The organism is Plantactinospora sonchi (assembly GCF_036422035.1).
Taxonomy (GTDB): Bacteria; Actinomycetota; Actinomycetes; order Mycobacteriales; family Micromonosporaceae; genus Plantactinospora; species Plantactinospora sonchi.
This window is the reverse complement of sequence record NZ_JAZGQK010000002.1, coordinates 128,058-145,952: the sequence shown is the minus strand read 5'-3', so window position 1 is coordinate 145,952 and position 17,895 is coordinate 128,058. Positions and strand designations below refer to the sequence as shown.

At 71.7% G+C, this 17,895-nt stretch carries 16 protein-coding genes and 1 tRNA gene; 6 read left to right on the top strand and 11 right to left on the bottom strand.

The annotated features are described in order from the left end of the window. Nucleotides 1-71 precede the first annotated feature (71 nt). The 3 genes from V1633_RS02855 to V1633_RS02845 are packed head-to-tail and all read right to left on the bottom strand — an operon-like array spanning nucleotide 72 to nucleotide 3,318. Nucleotides 72-713, bottom strand: coding sequence for a uridine kinase family protein (locus V1633_RS02855; protein WP_407951949.1), 642 nt, complete (start codon nucleotides 711-713; stop codon nucleotides 72-74). After that, on the bottom strand, nucleotides 710-2,293 hold the full coding sequence (locus tag V1633_RS02850; RefSeq protein WP_331212538.1) for a cobyric acid synthase: 1,584 nt from the start codon (nucleotides 2,291-2,293) through the stop codon (nucleotides 710-712). Before V1633_RS02850 ends, V1633_RS02855 begins: the two co-directional genes overlap by 4 nt. Beyond that, the gene (locus V1633_RS02845) at nucleotides 2,290-3,318 is read right to left on the bottom strand and encodes a cobalamin biosynthesis protein (RefSeq protein WP_331212660.1); all 1,029 of its coding nucleotides are present in this window, start codon (nucleotides 3,316-3,318) and stop codon (nucleotides 2,290-2,292) included. The genes V1633_RS02850 and V1633_RS02845 overlap by 4 nt, the downstream gene beginning before the upstream one ends. Nucleotides 3,319-3,650: 332 nt before the next feature. On the opposite strand from V1633_RS02845, the gene V1633_RS02840 reads away from it, so the two are divergent. Continuing rightward, nucleotides 3,651-4,880 (top strand): acyltransferase family protein, encoded by a 1,230-nt coding sequence (locus tag V1633_RS02840; RefSeq protein WP_331212537.1) that lies wholly within the window; start codon nucleotides 3,651-3,653, stop codon nucleotides 4,878-4,880. Between the two features lie 184 nt (nucleotides 4,881-5,064). Here the strand turns inward: V1633_RS02840 and V1633_RS02835 are convergent, their stop codons facing one another. Both V1633_RS02835 and V1633_RS02830 read right to left on the bottom strand, forming a co-directional pair. Beyond that, complete coding sequence (locus tag V1633_RS02835; protein WP_331212536.1) at nucleotides 5,065-5,997, bottom strand: single-stranded DNA-binding protein; 933 nt, start codon at nucleotides 5,995-5,997, stop codon at nucleotides 5,065-5,067. Between the two features lie 243 nt (nucleotides 5,998-6,240). Then, on the bottom strand, nucleotides 6,241-7,008 hold the full coding sequence (locus V1633_RS02830) for a hypothetical protein (protein ID WP_331212535.1): 768 nt from the start codon (nucleotides 7,006-7,008) through the stop codon (nucleotides 6,241-6,243). Between the two features lie 96 nt (nucleotides 7,009-7,104). Here V1633_RS02830 and V1633_RS02825 point away from each other — a divergent pair. Further along, nucleotides 7,105-7,180 (top strand) — tRNA-Arg (locus tag V1633_RS02825). Nucleotides 7,181-7,389: 209 nt separating this feature from the next. On the opposite strand, the gene V1633_RS02820 is transcribed toward V1633_RS02825, so the two are convergent. Then, the gene (locus tag V1633_RS02820) at nucleotides 7,390-8,136 is read right to left on the bottom strand and encodes an aminoglycoside phosphotransferase family protein (protein ID WP_331212659.1); all 747 of its coding nucleotides are present in this window, start codon (nucleotides 8,134-8,136) and stop codon (nucleotides 7,390-7,392) included. A gap of 153 nt (nucleotides 8,137-8,289) precedes the next feature. On the opposite strand from V1633_RS02820, the gene V1633_RS02815 reads away from it, so the two are divergent. Next, nucleotides 8,290-8,775: a GNAT family N-acetyltransferase gene (locus V1633_RS02815; RefSeq protein WP_331212534.1), complete on the top strand. Its 486-nt coding sequence runs from the start codon at nucleotides 8,290-8,292 to the stop codon at nucleotides 8,773-8,775. A gap of 280 nt (nucleotides 8,776-9,055) precedes the next feature. After that, nucleotides 9,056-10,018, top strand: a complete 963-nt coding sequence (locus V1633_RS02810) for a DNA polymerase domain-containing protein (protein WP_331212533.1) — start codon at nucleotides 9,056-9,058, stop codon at nucleotides 10,016-10,018. 10 nt (nucleotides 10,019-10,028) lie between these two features. On the opposite strand, the gene V1633_RS02805 is transcribed toward V1633_RS02810, so the two are convergent. Next, nucleotides 10,029-10,775 (bottom strand): class I SAM-dependent methyltransferase, encoded by a 747-nt coding sequence (locus V1633_RS02805; RefSeq protein WP_331212532.1) that lies wholly within the window; start codon nucleotides 10,773-10,775, stop codon nucleotides 10,029-10,031. 120 nt (nucleotides 10,776-10,895) lie between these two features. Beyond that, nucleotides 10,896-12,170, bottom strand: a complete 1,275-nt coding sequence (locus tag V1633_RS02800; protein ID WP_331212531.1) for a DUF418 domain-containing protein — start codon at nucleotides 12,168-12,170, stop codon at nucleotides 10,896-10,898. Nucleotides 12,171-12,254: 84 nt separating this feature from the next. Here V1633_RS02800 and V1633_RS02795 point away from each other — a divergent pair, with 84 nt between their 5' ends. Together V1633_RS02795 and V1633_RS02790 are read left to right on the top strand one after the other, a co-directional pair. Further along, on the top strand, nucleotides 12,255-12,983 hold the full coding sequence (locus V1633_RS02795; protein WP_331212530.1) for a TetR/AcrR family transcriptional regulator: 729 nt from the start codon (nucleotides 12,255-12,257) through the stop codon (nucleotides 12,981-12,983). 112 nt (nucleotides 12,984-13,095) lie between these two features. Beyond that, complete coding sequence (locus V1633_RS02790) at nucleotides 13,096-13,959, top strand: GNAT family N-acetyltransferase (RefSeq protein ID WP_331212529.1); 864 nt, start codon at nucleotides 13,096-13,098, stop codon at nucleotides 13,957-13,959. A 141-nt stretch (nucleotides 13,960-14,100) separates the two neighbouring features. On the opposite strand, the gene V1633_RS37140 is transcribed toward V1633_RS02790, so the two are convergent. The 3 genes from V1633_RS37140 to V1633_RS02775 form a co-directional block, all read right to left on the bottom strand. Further along, nucleotides 14,101-15,450 (bottom strand): extracellular catalytic domain type 1 short-chain-length polyhydroxyalkanoate depolymerase, encoded by a 1,350-nt coding sequence (locus tag V1633_RS37140; protein ID WP_331212528.1) that lies wholly within the window; start codon nucleotides 15,448-15,450, stop codon nucleotides 14,101-14,103. A 231-nt stretch (nucleotides 15,451-15,681) separates the two neighbouring features. Then, nucleotides 15,682-16,725, bottom strand: coding sequence for a LacI family DNA-binding transcriptional regulator (locus tag V1633_RS02780; protein WP_331212527.1), 1,044 nt, complete (start codon nucleotides 16,723-16,725; stop codon nucleotides 15,682-15,684). A 50-nt stretch (nucleotides 16,726-16,775) separates the two neighbouring features. Continuing rightward, the gene (locus V1633_RS02775) at nucleotides 16,776-17,813 is read right to left on the bottom strand and encodes an asparaginase (RefSeq protein ID WP_331212526.1); all 1,038 of its coding nucleotides are present in this window, start codon (nucleotides 17,811-17,813) and stop codon (nucleotides 16,776-16,778) included. Nucleotides 17,814-17,895 lie beyond the last annotated feature (82 nt).

The following is a 17,895-nucleotide window of genomic DNA, read 5'->3' as shown; positions in this document are numbered from 1 at the left end:
TCGATCCGACGTCGACCGGGTTCCGGACCTCCGCCAGCCTGCCCGGGAACCTCGACCCGGGCCGCGAGCCGTCAGCGCAGCCGGACGAACCGGCCGGTCCCGTCGTGGGCCGGGGCGGCGGCGCCGTCCACCACCAGGTCGACCCGCTCGGCGGTCCGGTCCGCGGCGAAGTGGCTCCGCTCCCCCTCCCACCAGCAGGAGAGCTGCGGGAGCAGGTCCGCACCGTCGCGGGCCAGCGCGCGGTCGCGGCGCAGTCCGGCCGGGGCGGTGACAAAAACCGCGAAGGTCAGCTCGGCGGCGATCGCGGCACGCGCGCTGGAGACACCCTCCAGGACCACCACCGGTACGGGTGGCACGGGGATCCAGTGCTGCTCGAACCGTTCGGCCGTCCAGTCGTACCGTCGGTAACGGGCTGGACGGCCGGCCCGCAGCGGCGCCAGTACCCATTCGTCGAGTCGGGGCCAGAACGTGAACTGGTCCGCCCAGCCGTCGAGCAGGTCGTCGGTGTGCAGCACCGGCACCGGGTCCGCCGGCCGGTCCCCGGGCACCGAGGTGACCAGCGGCCGGAGCGCGGCGGCCAGCCGCTCGGCGAAAACCGTCTTTCCCGCCCCGCTCGGTCCGTCGACCGCGACAAGTCGGGTACGCCCGAGCCGCGCCGGCCGGCCGAGGATCAACGCGGCCAACTCGGCGTACGACTGCACCGCACCGCTCATCTGGCCGACGTCGCGCCGATGACGGACGCGTGCGCGACCGGCGCCCCGGGCGGCACGAACGGGAGTCCGGCCGGCGCGCCCCGCTCGATGAGCCGCCACAGTGCCGTGGTGTCGAGGTGTTCCTCGACGAGGTCGCCGAGCAGGTCGAGGGTCCGCTCCCGGGCGGCGGCGAAGGAGGTCTCGGGGGCGACCTGGAAGCCGTGTCGGCCGGCGAGCCGGGCCGCCTCGACGAGGAACCGCCGACGGAACTCGTCCGAGGAGAACGTGCCGTGCCAGTGGGTGCCGAAGACGTTGCCGGCCACCGCGCCTTCCGGCCGGCCGTCCAGGTGGTGGAGCAGCGGTGCCGGTGCCGGGTCGGCGGCGGAGACGTACCCGTGGTGGATCTCGTAGCCGCGCACCGGCACCGGACCGAGTGGTGTGCCCGCCGTGCCCGCCGACCGGGCCACGGTCTTGTGCCGGCCGAAGGTGATCTCGATGGGCAGCAGTCCGAGGCCGGGAACCTGGCCGCGCCCGCTCTCCACCTCGTCGGTGATGCTGCGGGCCAGCATCTGGAACCCGCCGCAGATCCCGAGCAGCGGCCGCCCGGCGGCGACGTGCGACCGCACGGCTTCGGCCAGTCCGGTACGACGCAGCCACTCCAGGTCCGCCACCGTCGACTTGCTGCCCGGCAGTACGACAACATCGGCGGCGGCGATCTCGGCCGGCTCGACGGTCAGCCGGACCCGGACGCCCGGCTCGGTGGCGAGTGCCTCGACGTCGGTGGCGTTCGAGATGCGGGGCAGCCGGACGACCGCCACGTCCAGCCAGTCGCTGCCTCTCGGTGGGGCCGGCCGGCCGAGCACCTGACCGTAGGCGAGCGAATCCTCGGCGTCCAGCCACAGGTCGACGTGCCACGGCAGCACCCCGTACGTCGGCCGTCCGGTGAGCTGGGTCAGCATCTCCACGCCCGGCCGGAGCAGGCCGAGGTCACCCCGGAACTTGTTGATCACATATCCGGCGACGAGTGCCTGGTCGGCGGCGTCGAGCAGCGCGAGCGTGCCGAACATCGAGGCGAAGACCCCGCCCCGGTCGATGTCACCGACCACGATCGTCGGCAGTCGTGCCTGCCGGGCCAGCCCCATGTTGGTGTAGTCGGCGTCCCGCAGGTTGATCTCGGCAGGGCTGCCGGCACCCTCACAGACCACCACGTCGTACTCGGTGCGTAGCTCGGCCAGCGCCGCGAAGGCCGCTTCGGCGAGCCGTGGGCGCAGCGACCGGAAGTTGCCGGCGGTGATCGTGTCGACCGCCTCGCCGAGCAGGATCACCTGGCTCGACCGGTCGCTGCCCGGCTTGAGCAGCACCGGGTTGAACCGCAGGTCCGCCGCGACGCCGCAGGCGGCGGCCTGCATCGCCTGCGCCCGGCCGATCTCACCGGCGCGTCCGTCGGGCCCGATCACCACCGCCGAGTTGTTGGACATGTTCTGTGCCTTGAACGGGGCGACCGTCACACCCCGTCGGTGCAGCCAACGGCAGATGCCGGCGGTCAGCACGCTCTTACCCGCGTCGGAGGTCGTCCCCGCGACCAGCAGACCGCCGCTCACGTCCGCTCGACAACCGACGGGTGCGCCGACGGGCGACGGCGTACGGTCCCCAGTCGGCCGACGAGCCGACGGGCGACGGCGCGACGAGGGCGGCCGGTCACCGCGTACGTCACCGCGAGGCAGAGCGCGGCCAGCCCGACTCCGCCGGAGAGCCTCGCCGCCCGGTCGATGTGCCGGGCCTCGGGTCGGGGACCGTCGCCGAGGAACGGCCGGACCTCGGAGCGTCCGAAGTAGATGTTGCGGCCGCCGAGCCGGACGCCGAGGGCGCCGGCCATCGCCGCCTCGCACTGCCCGGCGTTGGGGCTGGGATGGTCCCGCCGGTCTCGGCGCCAGATCCGCCAGGCTTGGGAGCGGTCACCGCGGACCAGCGGCGCGGCGGCGACGGTGAGCAGGCCGGTCAGCCGGGACGGCAGCAGGTTGAGCAGGTCGTCCAGCCGGGCGGCGGCGGTGCCGAACCGGGCGTAGCGGGCGGAGCGGTGGCCCACCATCGCGTCCAGGGTGTTGGCCGCCCGGTAGCCGAGCAGCCCCGGCAGCCCTGCCACCGCACCCCAGAGCAGTGGTGCGACCACCGCGTCGGAGGTGTTCTCGGCGACCGACTCGACTGTGGCCCGGGCCAGCTCGGACTCGTCGAGCGCGGAGGGGTCCCGCCCGCAGAGGTGGTTGAGCCGACGGCGGGCGGCCGGCAGATCGGCCGTACCCAGCGCCCGGCTCATCGCCGCCGCCTCGTGGCGCAACGTCCGGCCACCGAGCACGGTCCAGGTGCCGGCGGCGACCAGGGCGGCCCTGGCCAGGGGGCGGTTGCGGGTCGCGAGCGCGGCGGCCCCGCCGAGAAGCACCGGTACGCCGACCGCCAGCGCCGCGTAGCCGACTCCGGCCGTACGGTCGGGTCGGTAGAGCCGCCGTTCCAGCGCGCCCGCGAACTGACCGAATCCGGCGACCGGATGACCTCGGCGCGGGTCGCCGATCAGCGCGTCCAGGGCGTAGCCGACGGCGAGCCCGGCGGCGTTCGCCGTCGCGTCGCTCAACCAGGTCGGCGCCGGAGCGCCCGGACGGCGCGTCACCGACAGGGTACTGATGATCTCGGGCCGCACGTGACCACCTCCCGGCGGAAGCCTAGTCGCCGCGATCCGGCGCCCCGCCGAGCGAGGCCGGGGGTGACGGTCCCGGGTCGGGTCCGTGGAACGGAACAGTGAGCGGGGCCACGACCTTCGGGAGCCGTACCGGATAGGGTCGCGAACTGACCTGTGGACGTCGCTGGGCAGTGCCGGACCGACGGGACGCATGTGCGCATATCGACACACTCTGGCCAACAGGAGGCGTAAGTGCTGGTCATCGCGGTGGTCGCCGGGAGACTCGGATGACCAGCACCACATCGGTCCCGGCTCCGGCACCCAGCCCGACAGCGACCGGGCCGCTGAGCCGACTGCCCTCGTTGACCGGCCTGCGCTGGATCGCCGCGATGCTGGTCTTCGGCTTCCACATCGGGACCATGCAGATCGTCGCCGAACCGGACTATCGCAGGATCGTGGACTGGGTGTTCACCCTCGGCCTCTCCGGCGTGCAGTTCTTCTTCATCCTCAGCGGATTCGTGCTTGTCTGGTCGACCCGGCCCGGAGACACGAAGCGGGCGTTCTGGCGTCGCCGGGTCGCGAAGATCTTCCCCAACCACGTGGTCACCTGGGCTGTGGTGATCGCGCTCATGCTCTACTGGGCGGATCCGGTCAACCTGAAGGCCGCCCTCGCCAACCTGTTCCTGGTGCAGGCCTGGCTCCCCGTCGACGGTTACTTCTACAGCATCAACAACGTCAGCTGGTCGATCTCCTGCGAGATGTTCTTCTATCTCTGCCTGCCGTTCGTGCTGCCGCTGCTCCGCCGGACCCCGTCGTGGCTGCTCTACGGCATCGTCGTCGGCATGCCGCTGCTCATCCTGGCGATGTGGCCGGGCCAGCAACTGCTGCCGGAGCAGACCCGCTGGTGGTTCACCCAGATCTTCCCCATCGTGCGCTCCTTCGAGTTCTGGATCGGGGTCGCCGCCGCCGAACTGATGCTGCGCGGCAAGTGGCGGGGGCCCAACCTGCTGCTCTCCACCGGCCTGTTCGTGCTGATCTGGGTGGCCTGCATGGAATGGATCCGGGCCGAGTTGTGGACGACGGTGCTCGCCCTCGGATACATCCTGGTGATCACCAGCGCGGCGGCGGCCGACACCCAGGGCCGTTGGTCCCCGCTGCGGTCCCGGCCGATGCGCTGGCTCGGCGAGGTCTCGTTCGCGTTCTACCTGGTACATGTCTTCCTGATCAAGGCCATCCTCCGTTTCGCAGGCCACACCGGGGGCTTCTCCGGCTGGTGGGGACCAGTCGTCGCGATCCTGCTGCTCCTGGTCAGCCTGGTTGCCGCAGGACTGCTGTTCCGCTTCGTCGAGACGCCGATGATGCGGGTGCTCGGTCCCCGGCGACGGCCAGCCCCTGGAGGCACGCCCCCGGCCCTCGTCCAGCAGCGTCGCCCCGACCAGGCCGGCACACGCCCGGTTGACGGCCAGCGATCCGAAGGGTCGGAATCGACGAGCGACCCTGACCGGGTACCGGCCTGATCGGATGGCGGTCTGCGCGGTTCGCGGCTCCTGACCTGGTCGTGAAGCGGTGGCCGGATCGGTGGGAGGCAGGTGCCGTCGGCTGACCCGCCTCCCACCTTGGTCGGTCTGAGCGGCGGTGGGGAGGCATCCACCGCTGACGACTCAGCCGACCGGTCCAATCCGGCCCCGGCCTTGGCGGGTCTCAGGCGGGTACCGGCACTCGACCCCTGCCACGCCGTCCACGGCCACCACCGTCCGCACCGCCACCACCCTGCGGCTTCGGGTCGTTCCCGTCCACGTCCCGCACACCGCCGTGGGACGTCTCCTCGTCGCCGTGGGACCCGTCCGCCTCCCGCGCACCGCCGTCGGGCCCGTCGACGTCCAGCCGACCACCGTCGGTTCCGTAGCCGCCCTGACCGCCGCCGTCGAACCCGTCGACGGCCGGATCGTCTCCCGCGGCCATCTCCCGATCCGGGTCGCCGAGGCCGTACCGCTCGTCGTCGAAGTCCTCGGACGGGATCGTGACGGTCTCGAAGCCCTGTCCCGGGCCGACAACCTGACCGGGCGCCGGCGCGAAGCCCCGACCCGGCGCGACGGGCCGGCCGCGATGTGTGCCGTCGGGAAACTCCTCACCGGGGTGGTCGCGGTCGTCGTCGAAGGACCGGTCGTCGGGCAGCGTCGGCGCCTCGTCGGTCGACACCGGCTCGGTGGCCTCGCCGTGCACCCGGGACTCCGCCTCGGCGTCCTCCAGCGTCGACGTCGCGACGGTCGGCCGGTTGCGGGCGAAGCGTCCCCTTCCGCGTGACAGGTCATGACCTACCGCGACCGCCTCCAGCTCGTACATGGTGCGGTGGTTGCCGGCGTCGTCGATCCAGTCGCGGGTGTACATCCGACCGACAACGATGATCGGGTCACCCACCATGACCGAGGAGGCGACCCCTTCCGCGAGCTTGCGCCAGCAGTTCACGCGTACCCGAAGGCTGTTGCCGTCGACCCAGCGTCCGCTCTCCCGGTCGAGGCGGCGGGCGGTCGAGGCAACCTTGAAATTGGCCACCAACGTGCCGGTCTGGCTGGTCCGCCGCCATTCCGGCGCCGTCAGTACATTGCCGACGATGGTGACATTCGTATCGAACATCGTCCCCTCCACAGGGTCCAGGTTGTTACCGTCCGAGCCGACTCGACCGACAGCCTGGCCGCCCGGGCGTCACACCCGCCACCGCCGTCGCCGGCCCTGTGGACAACCGGCCCCCCTGTGGACAACAACCTGATCAAGCCTTCTCCTGCTATGGCGGAGTGGCGTCAGGACCTGCTCGGGCCGCCGTGAGAGCGGCGGACGAACAACCTCACCCTGTCCGGGCCGGCGGTACGGCGGTGGTCCTCACCGGGCCGGACCGCTGGGTCTGCGCCTACGTCTTAGCGAACGGCGGGCCGGGGAACGCTCCGGCCAGTCCGTCGGCCCCGGATCACCCGAACGCTGCCGAGGCACCCGGTACGGCTCCGACCCCTCAGTCCGGCCCGCCTCCGGGTCCACCGACCGCTCCGGATTGGGCGCGGGCGGCTCCCGGCGGTCCGGCGGCGCGTCCGGTGGCCCCCAGGGGCCCGGTTCCGACGCCGCCGAGTCGGACTCCGCCGGCAGGTACGTCGACCAACCGTTCCGCCACACCAGCAGGTCCCGACCGAGCAGGTGCTGGTCACCGGCGAAGAAGATCCGGTCCACCGCCCGCCGTACCTTGGCCAGCCCCGGACGCGACTCCGATCCGGTGAAGATCACGACGTCCCGGGCCGGTACGCCGACCACCAGCTCACCCGGAACCGACTGGCTCAGGTCGGCCCAGACCTCGTCGGCGAGCAGCACGCTGGACTCCAGCCCGCCGAAGGAGAGCATCGGGGTGGGCGGCTGCCCCTCGATCCGCAGCCTGGGCAGCAGCCGGTAGAGATTGTCCAGCGCCACCCGACGCAGCACCCGGCGGCCGAGCTCGAGGCGCTCCAGATCGGCCCAGACGACAAACCGGTCACCGTACGGCGGCCCGTACGAGTAGGCGACGGCCAGTTCCGGACTGAAGTCGTCGAGCAGGTGTTCTGTGCCGAGCCGGGGGTCCTCGACCGACACCAGCAGCGGCAGAAACATTGTGCTCGTCAACTGCACGCATGGAAACCTAGTATGTGCAGGCCAGAACGTCACGCCCTCGTCCTACCGGTGATCCTCGGCAACGGTAGCCTGCTGAGGCACACCACCCCCCACGCGCCCGTAGCTCAGCGGATAGAGCAGCTGCCTTCTAAGCAGTTGGTCGCAGGTTCGAATCCTGCCGGGCGCGCCAGTCCATAAACATCCAGACTGCACGTGATGTGCCCGAATCGCTGGAACGCTCGACCGGTCCAGGCCGAGCGTGACGAGGTCATGCGGAACTCTGCGGTGACGTGCGCCTTCACCTGCTCCAGCGGAATCTCTCTTCTCGGCCGTCCCCGACCCCGGAAATGGCCCGCTCGATACGGCAGAACGGCACTCGTAGCCGTCGCTCGTGCCGCCTCACCGCCGGGATTTCAGCACGGCGACCTCGGGGAACTCGTCCGGCGAGCCGTAACCGTGCTCGGCCAGCCAGCGGATGTTGGTCAGGCATCGCAACGACCACCACGCGTGGATGAGGTCACGGTCAACGTCGGTGCCGGCGCCGGCGATGACGTCGCCGAGGTGCTCCTCGTGTCCGAGCGTCAAGATCGCGAGGTCGAACAGGGCGTCGCCGCAGGACGCCTCGGACCAGTCGACGACGCCGGTGACCTCGTCACCGTCGACGAACACGTGGTCGACCTGCAGGTCGCCGTGGGTGAACACCGGTGTCCACGGCCGGAGCGCGGTCTCGGCCATCCGGCGGTTGCGGGTGACCATGTCAGCGGGAAGGACGTCGTTGGCGAGTAGCCACTCGCATTCGCCGTCGAGGCGCGATGCGATCTCGTCGAGGCTCTTACCGTGCCACGGCGGCAGCGGGGCGTCGTGCACCATCCGTACGGCGGCACCCGCCGCGGCCCACGCGGCCGGCGACGCGGTCGACGGCTCACCGAGGTGGCCGAGTGCCGTGCCGGGGAGGGCGGCGAGCGCGAGTACGGGCGGCTTCCGCCACAGGACCTTCGGAGTCGGGATCGGCACCATCGCCATCGCCTCGACCTCGACGTCGATGCGCGTCTGATCTGCATCGATCTTCAGGAACACGTCACCGACGCGGAGGGTCGCACGCTCGCTGTGGGCGACGACGACCTCGACCTCTTCCACGTCGGCCATTGTCGTGGAGATGACCACCGACGTCACCAGGTTTACCGCAGGCGGGTACGCCCGCGAGAGCGGTCACGGCTCCTTCCGGCGCGGCTCAGCCAGCTCACGCCGGCGCTGGGAATTTGTCTCGCGGCGGAGCCGGGGGAGGTCTATCGTCGCGCCGTGCAGATCCGCGAGTTTGCCGAGGACGACTGGTCCCAGGTGTGGCCGATCGTCCGCGACGTCGTACGTGCCGCTGACACCTTCACCTACGACCCGACGATGACCGCCGAGCAGGCGTACCCGATCTGGGTGGAGAAGCCGCCGGGGCTGACGGTTGTCGCCGTCGAGGACGGCCGGGTCCTCGGTACCGCCAAGATGGGGACGAACCGGCCCGGCCCCGGCGCGCACGTCTCGACCGCCAGCTTCATGGTCGGCGCCGAGGCCCGGGGCCGTGGGGTGGGGACCGCGCTCTGCCGTTTCGCCCTGGACTGGGCCCGGGAGCACGGGTACGCGGGCATGCAGTTCAACGCCGTGGCCGAGTCCAACCATCCGGCGGTCGCTGTCTATCGGCGGCTCGGTTTCCAGGTCGTCGGCACGGTGCCCGGCGCCTTCGCCCATCCCACCCTGGGCCGGGTCGGCCTGCACGTGATGTACCACGGGTTCTGAACCCGGACGACGGGCGGGGAAACCGGGCCACGGCTGTCCACACGCCGGGAATCCCACGACGTCTCGGTGGGGCGTGGGGACGCGGTCACCCCGTGCCGGAGGGCCTGGCCGTGACCGCCGGATACCGGCCGGCGGAGGCGCTCGACGATCCGACGACGTGGTGACCGGCGGTACGGGCCACCCGGCCACCCGGCCGGGCGGACGTACCCGGCGAGGCGGAGCCGCGACCGGTCCGCCGGGTCGGGTTGACCGGGCGGCCGTACCCCGGCAGGGTGACCTGATGGCGGCTGCGGACGAGGTACGTGACGGGGTCTCGCTGACCAATCTCGACCAGCCGCTCTTCGACGGCGCCGAGGCGAGCAAGCGTGACCTCGTCGACTACCTGGACGCCGTACACGAGCAACTGGTCGGGCACCTGCGGGACCGGCCGCTGTCGGTGGTCCGGGTCCTTCGTGGCCAGGCGCCGTTCATGCAGAAGAACGTCCCCCGGTACACCCCGGAGTGGGTGTCGACGGTGTCGGTCTGGGCCGAGACCTCCCGGCGCGAGGTGTCGTACGCGCTCTGCAACGACCGGCGTACGTTGTTGTGGTTCGGCAACCAGCGCGCGGTGGAGTACCACCCGACCCTGGTCAGGGCAGGTGAGCAGAGCCGCCCCACGCATCTGGTGCTCGACCTCGACCCGCCGGAGGGCGGCCGGTTCCCGCTGGTCGTGCAGGCGGCTGAACTTGTCCGCCGGGCGCTGGCTGACGTCAGGCTGACCGGGGTGGTCAAGACCAGCGGGGCGAAGGGGCTGCACATCTTCGTACCGGTGGATCCGGCCACGCCGATGGAGGACGTGGCGGCGGCGACCCGGGCGCTCGCGGCCCGGGCGGAGCGGTTCGACCCGGCGCTGGCGACCACCGCCTTCATCCGGGACGACCGGGGCGGCCGGGTCTTCCTCGATCCGACCCGGGTCGGCGGGGCGACCGTGGTGGCGGCCTACAGCCCGCGGGTCCGACCCGGGGTGCCGGTGTCGTTCCCGGTGGACTGGCCGGATCTGGGCGCCGTCACACCGGCCGACTTCACCCTGCGTACCGTGCCCGCCCTGCTCGACGGCACCGACCCGTGGGCGGAGCGGATGCCCGGGCCGCAGCGGCTGGACGCCGATCTGGTCGCGGAGGGACACACCATTCCGATCCCCCGGGTGCAGGCGATGCACGAGGGTCGAAGGCGGGCCCGGGCCCGCCGCGACGCGGCGGGTTGACCGGCGCGCGTCAGGTCTCGGTGTAGTAGGAGTTGACCGCGGGTTGACCGGTGTAGTTCGGTCCGGCCCGGTCGTCGGCGCCGAGATAACGGTACGGGAGCGAGATCGTCGCCGGCCCGCTGCGGCTGATCCGGTGGCGGCGCCGGTCGACGGTGAAGCCGGCGGCACGGAGCAGCCGGGTCAGCCTGGCTCCGGCAGGCTGACCGTCGGCCAGTCGTACCGCGCTGAGATCCAGGTCGGCGACGAGCCGCCCCTGGTCGGTGAGCCAACCGGCGGCCCGGGTCAGTACGCCGAGCTTGTCCCCGACGTAGTGCAGCCCGTGTACGCAGGTGATCAGATCGAACCGCCGGGTCGGTGTCCACTCGGCGACGGAGGCGCAGACCAGTCGGGGTGCCGTGGCGGCGGTGACCGGCGACTCGAAGTAGTCGACGAGATCCACCCCGGTCAGCGTCACCGCACCGGTCCGGCCGAGCCGGTGCAGCCGGTCCGCGGCCCGGTTCAGCGCCCGCCCACTGCCACAGCACAGGTCGAGCCAGCCGACCCCGGCGGTCTCCCGGGTGTCAGGCCGCGCGGTGTCCGCTGCGTCGACGCGGACGCTGTCCCCGGCGTCGGCGCGGGTGAGCAGCCAGTCGAGCGGGTTGAAGCCGAGTTCCCGGGTGTAGCTGTTGACCCCGTCGAGTTGCCGGTCGCGGTTCATCGCCGAGTTCGCCACCACCGCCGACGACTCGAGCGTCGCGGTGTCGAGCAGGGGTCGCATCGCCCCAGCCTGCCAGAGACGCCCGGCCGCCCGGACGCCCGCTCGACCTGTCGACATCGTCGGCAGGTCGAGTGAGGGGTGCCCCCCGGTGCTGGCACGTCGGCGGGGGCTGTTCCCGGGTCAGCTGCTCCGACGCCAGGCGGGTACGGCGGCGTTGGTCAGGGCGCGGAGGCAGAACTCCGCCGGGCCGTACCGGTAGCGGGCCAGCCAACCGGCGCTGGCCACCAGCTGGATCAGGAAAATCGCCACAGCGATCAGTACGGCGGTCAACGGTGCGACGTGCCCGATCAGCCCGAGGCCCCAACCGGTGAAGAGGACCGCGCAGAGCACCGACTGGCCGAGGTAGTTGCTCAGCGCCATCCGCCCGGCCGGGGCGAGTGCGCCGGCGACCCGCTGCCCGGCCCGGCTGCGGAAGAACTGGAGCAGGCTGGCGACGTACGCGGCGGCCAGCAGCGGGGCGGTCAGCACGGTGAGGGCAACGGCGTACATGTTGAGCCCGGTGGTGCCGCCGGTGTTGGCGAGCACGACCGCACCGGCCAGGCCGACCGGGTACCCGACCAGTTGGAGGTTCCGCAGCGCCCGACGGTGTCGGTCCACGTCGGCGAGCAGGCGCCGCTTGCCGGCGGCGAACCCGACCAGGAACGCGGCCATCGCGACCGGCGCCTGCAGGCTGGCGAGTCCGGCGAGCATCTGCGGCATGGAGCGCAGGTGTTCGACGATCACCGTGCCGGGGTTGCCGCGCAGCGCCTCGGTCGACTGCTGCCCGGCGACGACCGCCGCCGCCGGATCGGGGGCGAAGACGGCGCCGGACAGCGCGGACATCGTCATGAACAGGGTGACGACCCCGAGCAGCACCCCGGCGACGATCAGCGCGGTACGCGGCCGGATGTTCCGCACCGCTAGCAGGACCAGGCCGAGCACGGCGTACGTGGTCAGGATGTCGCCGTGGAACAGCAGTACCGCGTGTGCGGCACCGATCACGAACAGGCCGGTCAGCCGGCGGAGGAACCGGGGCACGAACGCCGCGCCGTGTCGGGCTGCGGAGTCGATCTGCAGCGTGAAGCTGTAGCCGAACAGGAACGCGAAGAGTAGGTAGAACTTCAGCTCGAACAACAGCGCGACGGTCCACCGTACGCCCTCGTCGAGGCCGGAGGAGTAGGCCGGATCGTCGATGCCGTGCCACGGGTACGCGGTGGCGAAGAAGGCGATGTTGACGATCAGGATGCCGAACAGCGCGAAGCTGCGCAGCGCGTCGACGTCACGTAGCCGCCGCTGGGCCGGGCTGGTCGACGACGTGCCCGAGGCGGCCGGGCCGGCCGACCGAACAGCTGTCGAACCGGCCGACCGCACGGGCGCACCGGTGGGGGTGCCGGAGATCTGGGGGGAGGGATTCATGAGAGCGACTGTACGGCCGTCTTATACGTTTGTCTAGGACGTCTGTATAAGACGCTCGTACAGCTGCTCGGATAGGATCGGACCGTGGGTCATCGAGAACAGCTCCTCGCCGGCGCCAAGCGCTGCCTGCAGGAGCGCGGCTACGCCCGTACCACCGCCCGCGACATCGTCGACGCCTCGGGCACCAACCTGGCCTCCATCGGCTACCACTTCGGCTCGAAGGACGCCCTGCTCACCGCCGCGATGATCGAGGTGATGAACGAGTGGGGCGACGAGCTGGAGCGGGCCGTCACGCTCGATCCGGAAGCAGACCCGCTGGACCGTCTCGAAGCGATCTGGGCCGGTGTGATCAGATCGATCACCGCGCACCGTCCACTCTGGGCGGCCTCGGTCGACATCCTGACCCAGACCGATCACCAGCCGGAGCTGCGGGAGCGCCTGGCCGCCGCAGTCGACGCCGGCCGGGTCGGGTTCTCGGCGCTGATCCTCGACGGCCCGGCCACGGGCGACAGCCCCGGCACGGCCGGAAGCGGGGACGGCGCTCCACCGGACGGGGTCGCGAACGGCACACCACCGGGCGGCGGCGCGGACGACACGCCACAGCCCGGCGCCGCCGTGTCGAACGGTACGGTGGCGGGCTCGTCCGCGACCGGACCGACCTCGGCGGTCGGCGCACTCGTCATGGCCGTGATCACCGGGCTGAGCGTGCAGTGGCTGCTCGACCCGGAGCGCGCCCCGTCGGCGCGGGACATCACCGACGCCCTGCGGGCGATCCAGGCGACGGTGGAACCGGCACGACCTGGCCCCGAGTGACGCATCCGCCGACGCGGTGCCGATCCGGTCCCGAACGACGCCAGCCGTGGGCAACAAACACGGAGGTGGAAATCCGATTGCGGGACGGTCCGGTCCGACGGAGGTTGTGCAGATGCGACGCGACCATGTCGGGGCGGACGACCTGCCGGCGCTGTACGGGTTCGCCCAACGCATCTGGTCCCTGGACAGCCGATGGCACGTCGGCGACCTGGCCTGGAACCTGGCGCAGGTCCCCGGCGGCCGGCCGGAGTGGCCGATGGCCCGGTGGGAGGTCGACGGCTCGGTGCTCGCCTGGGGCTGGGTGATCCGGCCGGACAACGAGCTGTCACTGCTGGTCGATCCGGCGCGTCCGGAACTCGTCGACGAGGTGCTGGACTGGGCCGGCACGGTCACGACCGGGCCGCTGACCGCCACCGTGCTCGACACCGAACGACACCTGGTCGCGGCACTGCTCCGGCGCGGTCACACCGCCGACCGCACCGGGGCGTTCCTGCTCGCCCACCACCGGGACCTCGACGAACTGCCCCCGGCGCCGCGGTTGCCGGCCGGCCTGACGGTACGACCGGTACGCGGCGAAGCCGACCTGGTCCGTCGGGTCACCGTGCACCGGGAGGTCTGGCACCCCTCCCGGGTCACCGACGAGCGTTTCCGCAACGTCAGTGCCGGGTGGCCGTACCGGTCGGAGTTCGACATGGTGGTCGAGGCGCCCGACGGCCGCTTCGTCGCCTACTGCCTGGGCTGGTACGACGAGGTCAACCGGGTCGGCGCGCTGGAGCCGGTCGGTACGCTCGCCGAGTTCCGGGGTCAGGGCCTGGCCCGGGCCACGATCGTCGCCGTGCTGCGGGCGTTCCGGGCGGCCGGTGCCCGCACCGCTCTGGTCAGTTCGCGTGGTGACGACGGCTATCCGATACCGAAGCAGGTCTACGCCGCCCTCGGCTTCACCGCACATGCCCGGACGGTCCGGTACCGCCGCTGAGGTGACCGGTTCTGTTCAGCAGGAACCAGCACCCCGGTTGTCCCGGGGCCTGACACGCCGCCGGCACCACCTCCCCCGCCCCGCGCGGTTGTCTGTGTGGGTTCGCCTGGCGGCGCCGGACCGGCGCCGCCAGGGCCGGAATCAACTCACCGTGCAGGTGGCTCCGTTGAGCGTGAAGGAGCTGGGTCGGCCGGTGTTACCGGTGTGGGTGGCCTGGAACCCGATACTCACCGAGGCGTTCGGCGCGATGGTGCCGTTGTAGTTGACGTTGCGTGCGGTCACCGCGCCGCTCGTCGGGCTGTACGAGGCGTTCCACCCCGAGGTGATGGTCTGCCCGGAGGGCAGGGTGAAGGCGAGACTCCAACCGTTGATCGCGCTGGTTCCCCGGTTCGCGATGGTCACCGACGCGGTCAGGCCGCTGTTCCAGGCGTTGACGCCGTAGCTGACCGCGCAGCTGGACGGCGGGTTCGTGGGCGGGTTGGTCGGAGGGTTCGTCGGCGGGTTGGTGGGCGGGTTGGTGGGCGGGTTGGTCGGAGGGTTGGTGGGCGGGTTCGTCGGCGGATTCGTCGGGTTCGCCTGGTCCAGGCCGAAGAACCGGATCGCCTCAGCCGCGTTGACCGGCAGGTTGTGCGACACGCCCTGCATGCTGATCGCCTCGACCGGCGCCTGCGGCCCGCTGCCGCCGTACCGGGTGCGGGTGTAGCCGGACTGCGGCGTGTCGGTGAAGGTCGGCGTCTGGCTCAGGCCGTGGACGTTGGTCCACTGCTTGATCTCCTCGCCGAAGTTGGGGTAGCGCAACGTCTCGTCGTTGGTGCCGTGCCAGAGCTGCATCCGCGGGTAGCGACCGGTGTAGCCCGGGTACGCGGACCGGACCGCGTTACCCCACTCCTGGGCGCTGCGGATGATCTGGCCGTTGGCGCACTGACTGTTCCACTCTCCCGAGCCGTTGGTCGCGAAGCAGCTGTGCGGCACCCCGGCGAAGGCGGCTCCGGCGGCGAAGACGTCCGGGTAGTTGCCGAGCAGCACGTTGGTCATCATCGCGCCGGAGGAGGTACCGGTGGCGAAGACCCGGGAGGTGTCGGTGCTGTAGCGCTGCTGGACGTACCGGACCATGGAGAGGATGCCGACCGGGTCGCTGCCCCCGTCGCGGCGCAGCGCCTGGGGCGAGTAGACGTCGAAGCACTGGCTGCTGCGGGTGGCCGTGGGGTAGATGACGATGTAGCCGTACCGGTCCGCCAGCGAGGCGTACTGGGTGCCGGAGTAGAACGCCTGGCCGGTGCCGGTGCAGTAGTGGATCGCGACCAGGATTCCGGGACGCGCCGCGAGCCGGTCCGGTACGTAGAGGTGCATGCGCAGGTTGCTGGGGTTGGTACCGAAGTTGGTCACCTCGGTCAGCGTGGCCGCCGATGCCGGGGTGGCGACCACCAGGCCCAGGACCGCCATGGCCACCGCCACCCCGGCGGCGCCGATCGCTTGTACGAGCCGTCTCATCCGTTCTGTTCCTTCCTGACGCCTGAGCCGCCGGCAACGGTCCGCCACCGGGTCGAGCCGAGGGTCGCCGGTGGACCGGGCGACCGTCGGGCAACGAGGCGGTCATCGGCCGACCATCATCCCGAAACATTTCGAAGTATGGATGGGAATGTTTCGGCGCACAATAGATAGACGGACCTGACTATGAGAATGGCCGGTGAACGGGCCTCCCCCGTCCGGCGACTCAGCGGATCAGCACTCCGACGGCGCGGCGGTGCTCTCCCGGACCACCAGCTCGGTGGCGAGTTCCACCCGGTGCTGCTCCAGCGGTCGGCCGGCCGCGAGTTCGATGATCATGCGGGCCGCGGTCGCACCCATCCGTTCCAACGGCTGGCGGACCGTGGTCATCGGCGGCCCGGACCACCGGGTGAAGGAGAGGTCGTCGAAACCGACCACACTCAGCTCCTCGGGGATCCGGACGCCGTCGAGCCGGGCCGCCTCGTACACCCCCAGCGCCTGAAGGTCGTTCGCGGTGAAGATCGCCGTGGGTGGATCCGGCAGCCGCAGCAGGGCCCGGCCGTCGGCCAGCCCGCCCTCGACGTACAGGGTGCTGATCCTGACCAGTTCGGGATCGAGCGGTACGTCGGCGGCGTCCATCGCCGCCCGGTAGCCGTCCAGACGGGCCCGGCAGCAGGGCCACTCCGTCGGCCCGCTGAGCATGGCGATCCGCCGGTGCCCGAGGTCGAGCAGGTGCCGGGTGGCGGCCAGGCCACCGTTCCAGTTCGTCGCCCCGACCGACGGCGTCTGGTGCAGCGGCTCACCGGTCGGATCGAGTACGACCAGCGGAATCGACCGGGTGGCCAGTTGCGACTGCTGGGCGACGGTCAGCTCGGAGAAGACCGCGATCACGCCGGTCGGACGACGGGTCAGCACCTGCTCGGTCCACGCCCGCCCCGGGGTGAGCCGCCCCTGCATCTCGGTCAGGACGACGGCCAGGTCGTGCTCGCGGGCGACCTTCTCGACCCCTCGGATGATCTCCAACGCCCAGAGACTCTCCAGCGCGTGGAAGACCAGCTCCAGTACCGCGATCGAGCTGGCCCCGCCCGGACGCCGGTAGCCGTGCTCGCGGAGCACCGCCTCGACCCGTTGCCGGGTCTCCAGTGCCACCCCGGTCTGTCCGTTGAGGACCCGGGACACCGTCGGCGCGGAAACCCCGGCCAGCCGGGCGATCTTCGCCACCGTCAGCACCCGACCCCGCCCCTCCCGTGGGGCCTGTGGTGCCGTACCGGTCGTCACCGGAGCAGCCTACGCGAATCCCGGGTCACCGCATCGACCCCGGACGATGGTCAGGCCGGGCGCTCGTCCGTCGCCGATCCGAACCGGTGGAACCAGTCGCGGGCCGCCGCCACCCCGCCGCCGAACCGGGTCGCCCCGCCGAGCGCGACCATCAGGGCGTACCGGGCCTTGCCGGCGGGCAGACCCCGGGCGCCGATCGCACCCAGCCGGCCGGCGAGTCCGGCCGGCGGCGGCAGTTCCGTCAGGTCGACCTCCCGGGTACGGCACCGCGAGGCGACCACCACCGGAATGTCCCACTCCAGCAGGTCGCCGATGGCGGCGAAGAGACTGACCGGGATGTTGCCCGAGCCGGTCCCCTCCAGTACGACACCCCGCGCACCCGCGTCGACGACCGCAGTGAGCACCTCGGCCTCCATGCCCGGGTACGTCTTGATCAACGCGACCCCGGTCTCCGGTTCGCCGTACGCTTCGGGGGGCCGGGGTGGTGGGCTGCCGACCAGTTCCACCCGGAATCCGGCCCGCTCGCCGGGAGCGTCGACCACCCGCCCGAGCGGCGGGTACGGCGCCGAGGAGAACGCCCGTACCGTGCTGGCGTCGACCGCGCCGACCCAACGCGCGGCGTGCAGTTCGTCGTCGAGGCAGGCCAGCACACCGGCCCCACGCAGCGCCGGGTCCGCGGCCGCGGCTGTCGACGAGGCCAGGTTGCGCGGGCCGTCCGCGGAGAGCGCGTCACGCTGGCGTACCGCACCGGTGAAGACAATCGCCCCGCGTGACACCGCCGCCCCGGCCACCAGGTCGGTGAGGTACGCGGTCTCCTCCAGCGTGTCGGTGCCGTGGCTGACCACCACCCCGTCGAAGCCGTCGTCGACGAGCGCGCTCCGGGCCCGGCGGGCCAGGGCCAGCATCGTCGCGGTTGACATGTCCCAACTCGGCTCGGCCGGTACGTCCTCGACGACCACCCGTGCGGCACGCCGCGTCTCCGGTACGTCGGCGAGCAGTCGCGCACCGGACGCGACCCCCTCCCGACCCGCCCCGGTCGAGTACGCGATGGTGTCCCCGGTCGCCAGCAACAGCACCCGCCTGTCCACGTCCGGCTCCTCTCGTCCGCTCCGCACCTGGTCCGGAGCTACGGTCTCTCGGTCAACAGCGGTAGGACGAGCAGCAGGAACA

Coding starts and splice junctions, on each gene's coding strand:
- V1633_RS02820 (WP_331212659.1), bottom strand. CDS start 8,136: ATGGCCGACGTGGAAGAGGTCGAGGTCGTCGTCGCCCACAGCGAGCGT.
- V1633_RS02840 (WP_331212537.1), top strand. CDS start 3,651: ATGACCAGCACCACATCGGTCCCGGCTCCGGCACCCAGCCCGACAGCG.
- V1633_RS02810 (WP_331212533.1), top strand. CDS start 9,056: ATGGCGGCTGCGGACGAGGTACGTGACGGGGTCTCGCTGACCAATCTC.
- V1633_RS02805 (WP_331212532.1), bottom strand. CDS start 10,775: ATGCGACCCCTGCTCGACACCGCGACGCTCGAGTCGTCGGCGGTGGTG.
- V1633_RS02835 (WP_331212536.1), bottom strand. CDS start 5,997: ATGTTCGATACGAATGTCACCATCGTCGGCAATGTACTGACGGCGCCG.
- V1633_RS02800 (WP_331212531.1), bottom strand. CDS start 12,170: ATGAATCCCTCCCCCCAGATCTCCGGCACCCCCACCGGTGCGCCCGTG.
- V1633_RS02855 (WP_407951949.1), bottom strand. CDS start 713: ATGAGCGGTGCGGTGCAGTCGTACGCCGAGTTGGCCGCGTTGATCCTC.
- V1633_RS37140 (WP_331212528.1), bottom strand. CDS start 15,450: ATGAGACGGCTCGTACAAGCGATCGGCGCCGCCGGGGTGGCGGTGGCC.
- V1633_RS02790 (WP_331212529.1), top strand. CDS start 13,096: ATGCGACGCGACCATGTCGGGGCGGACGACCTGCCGGCGCTGTACGGG.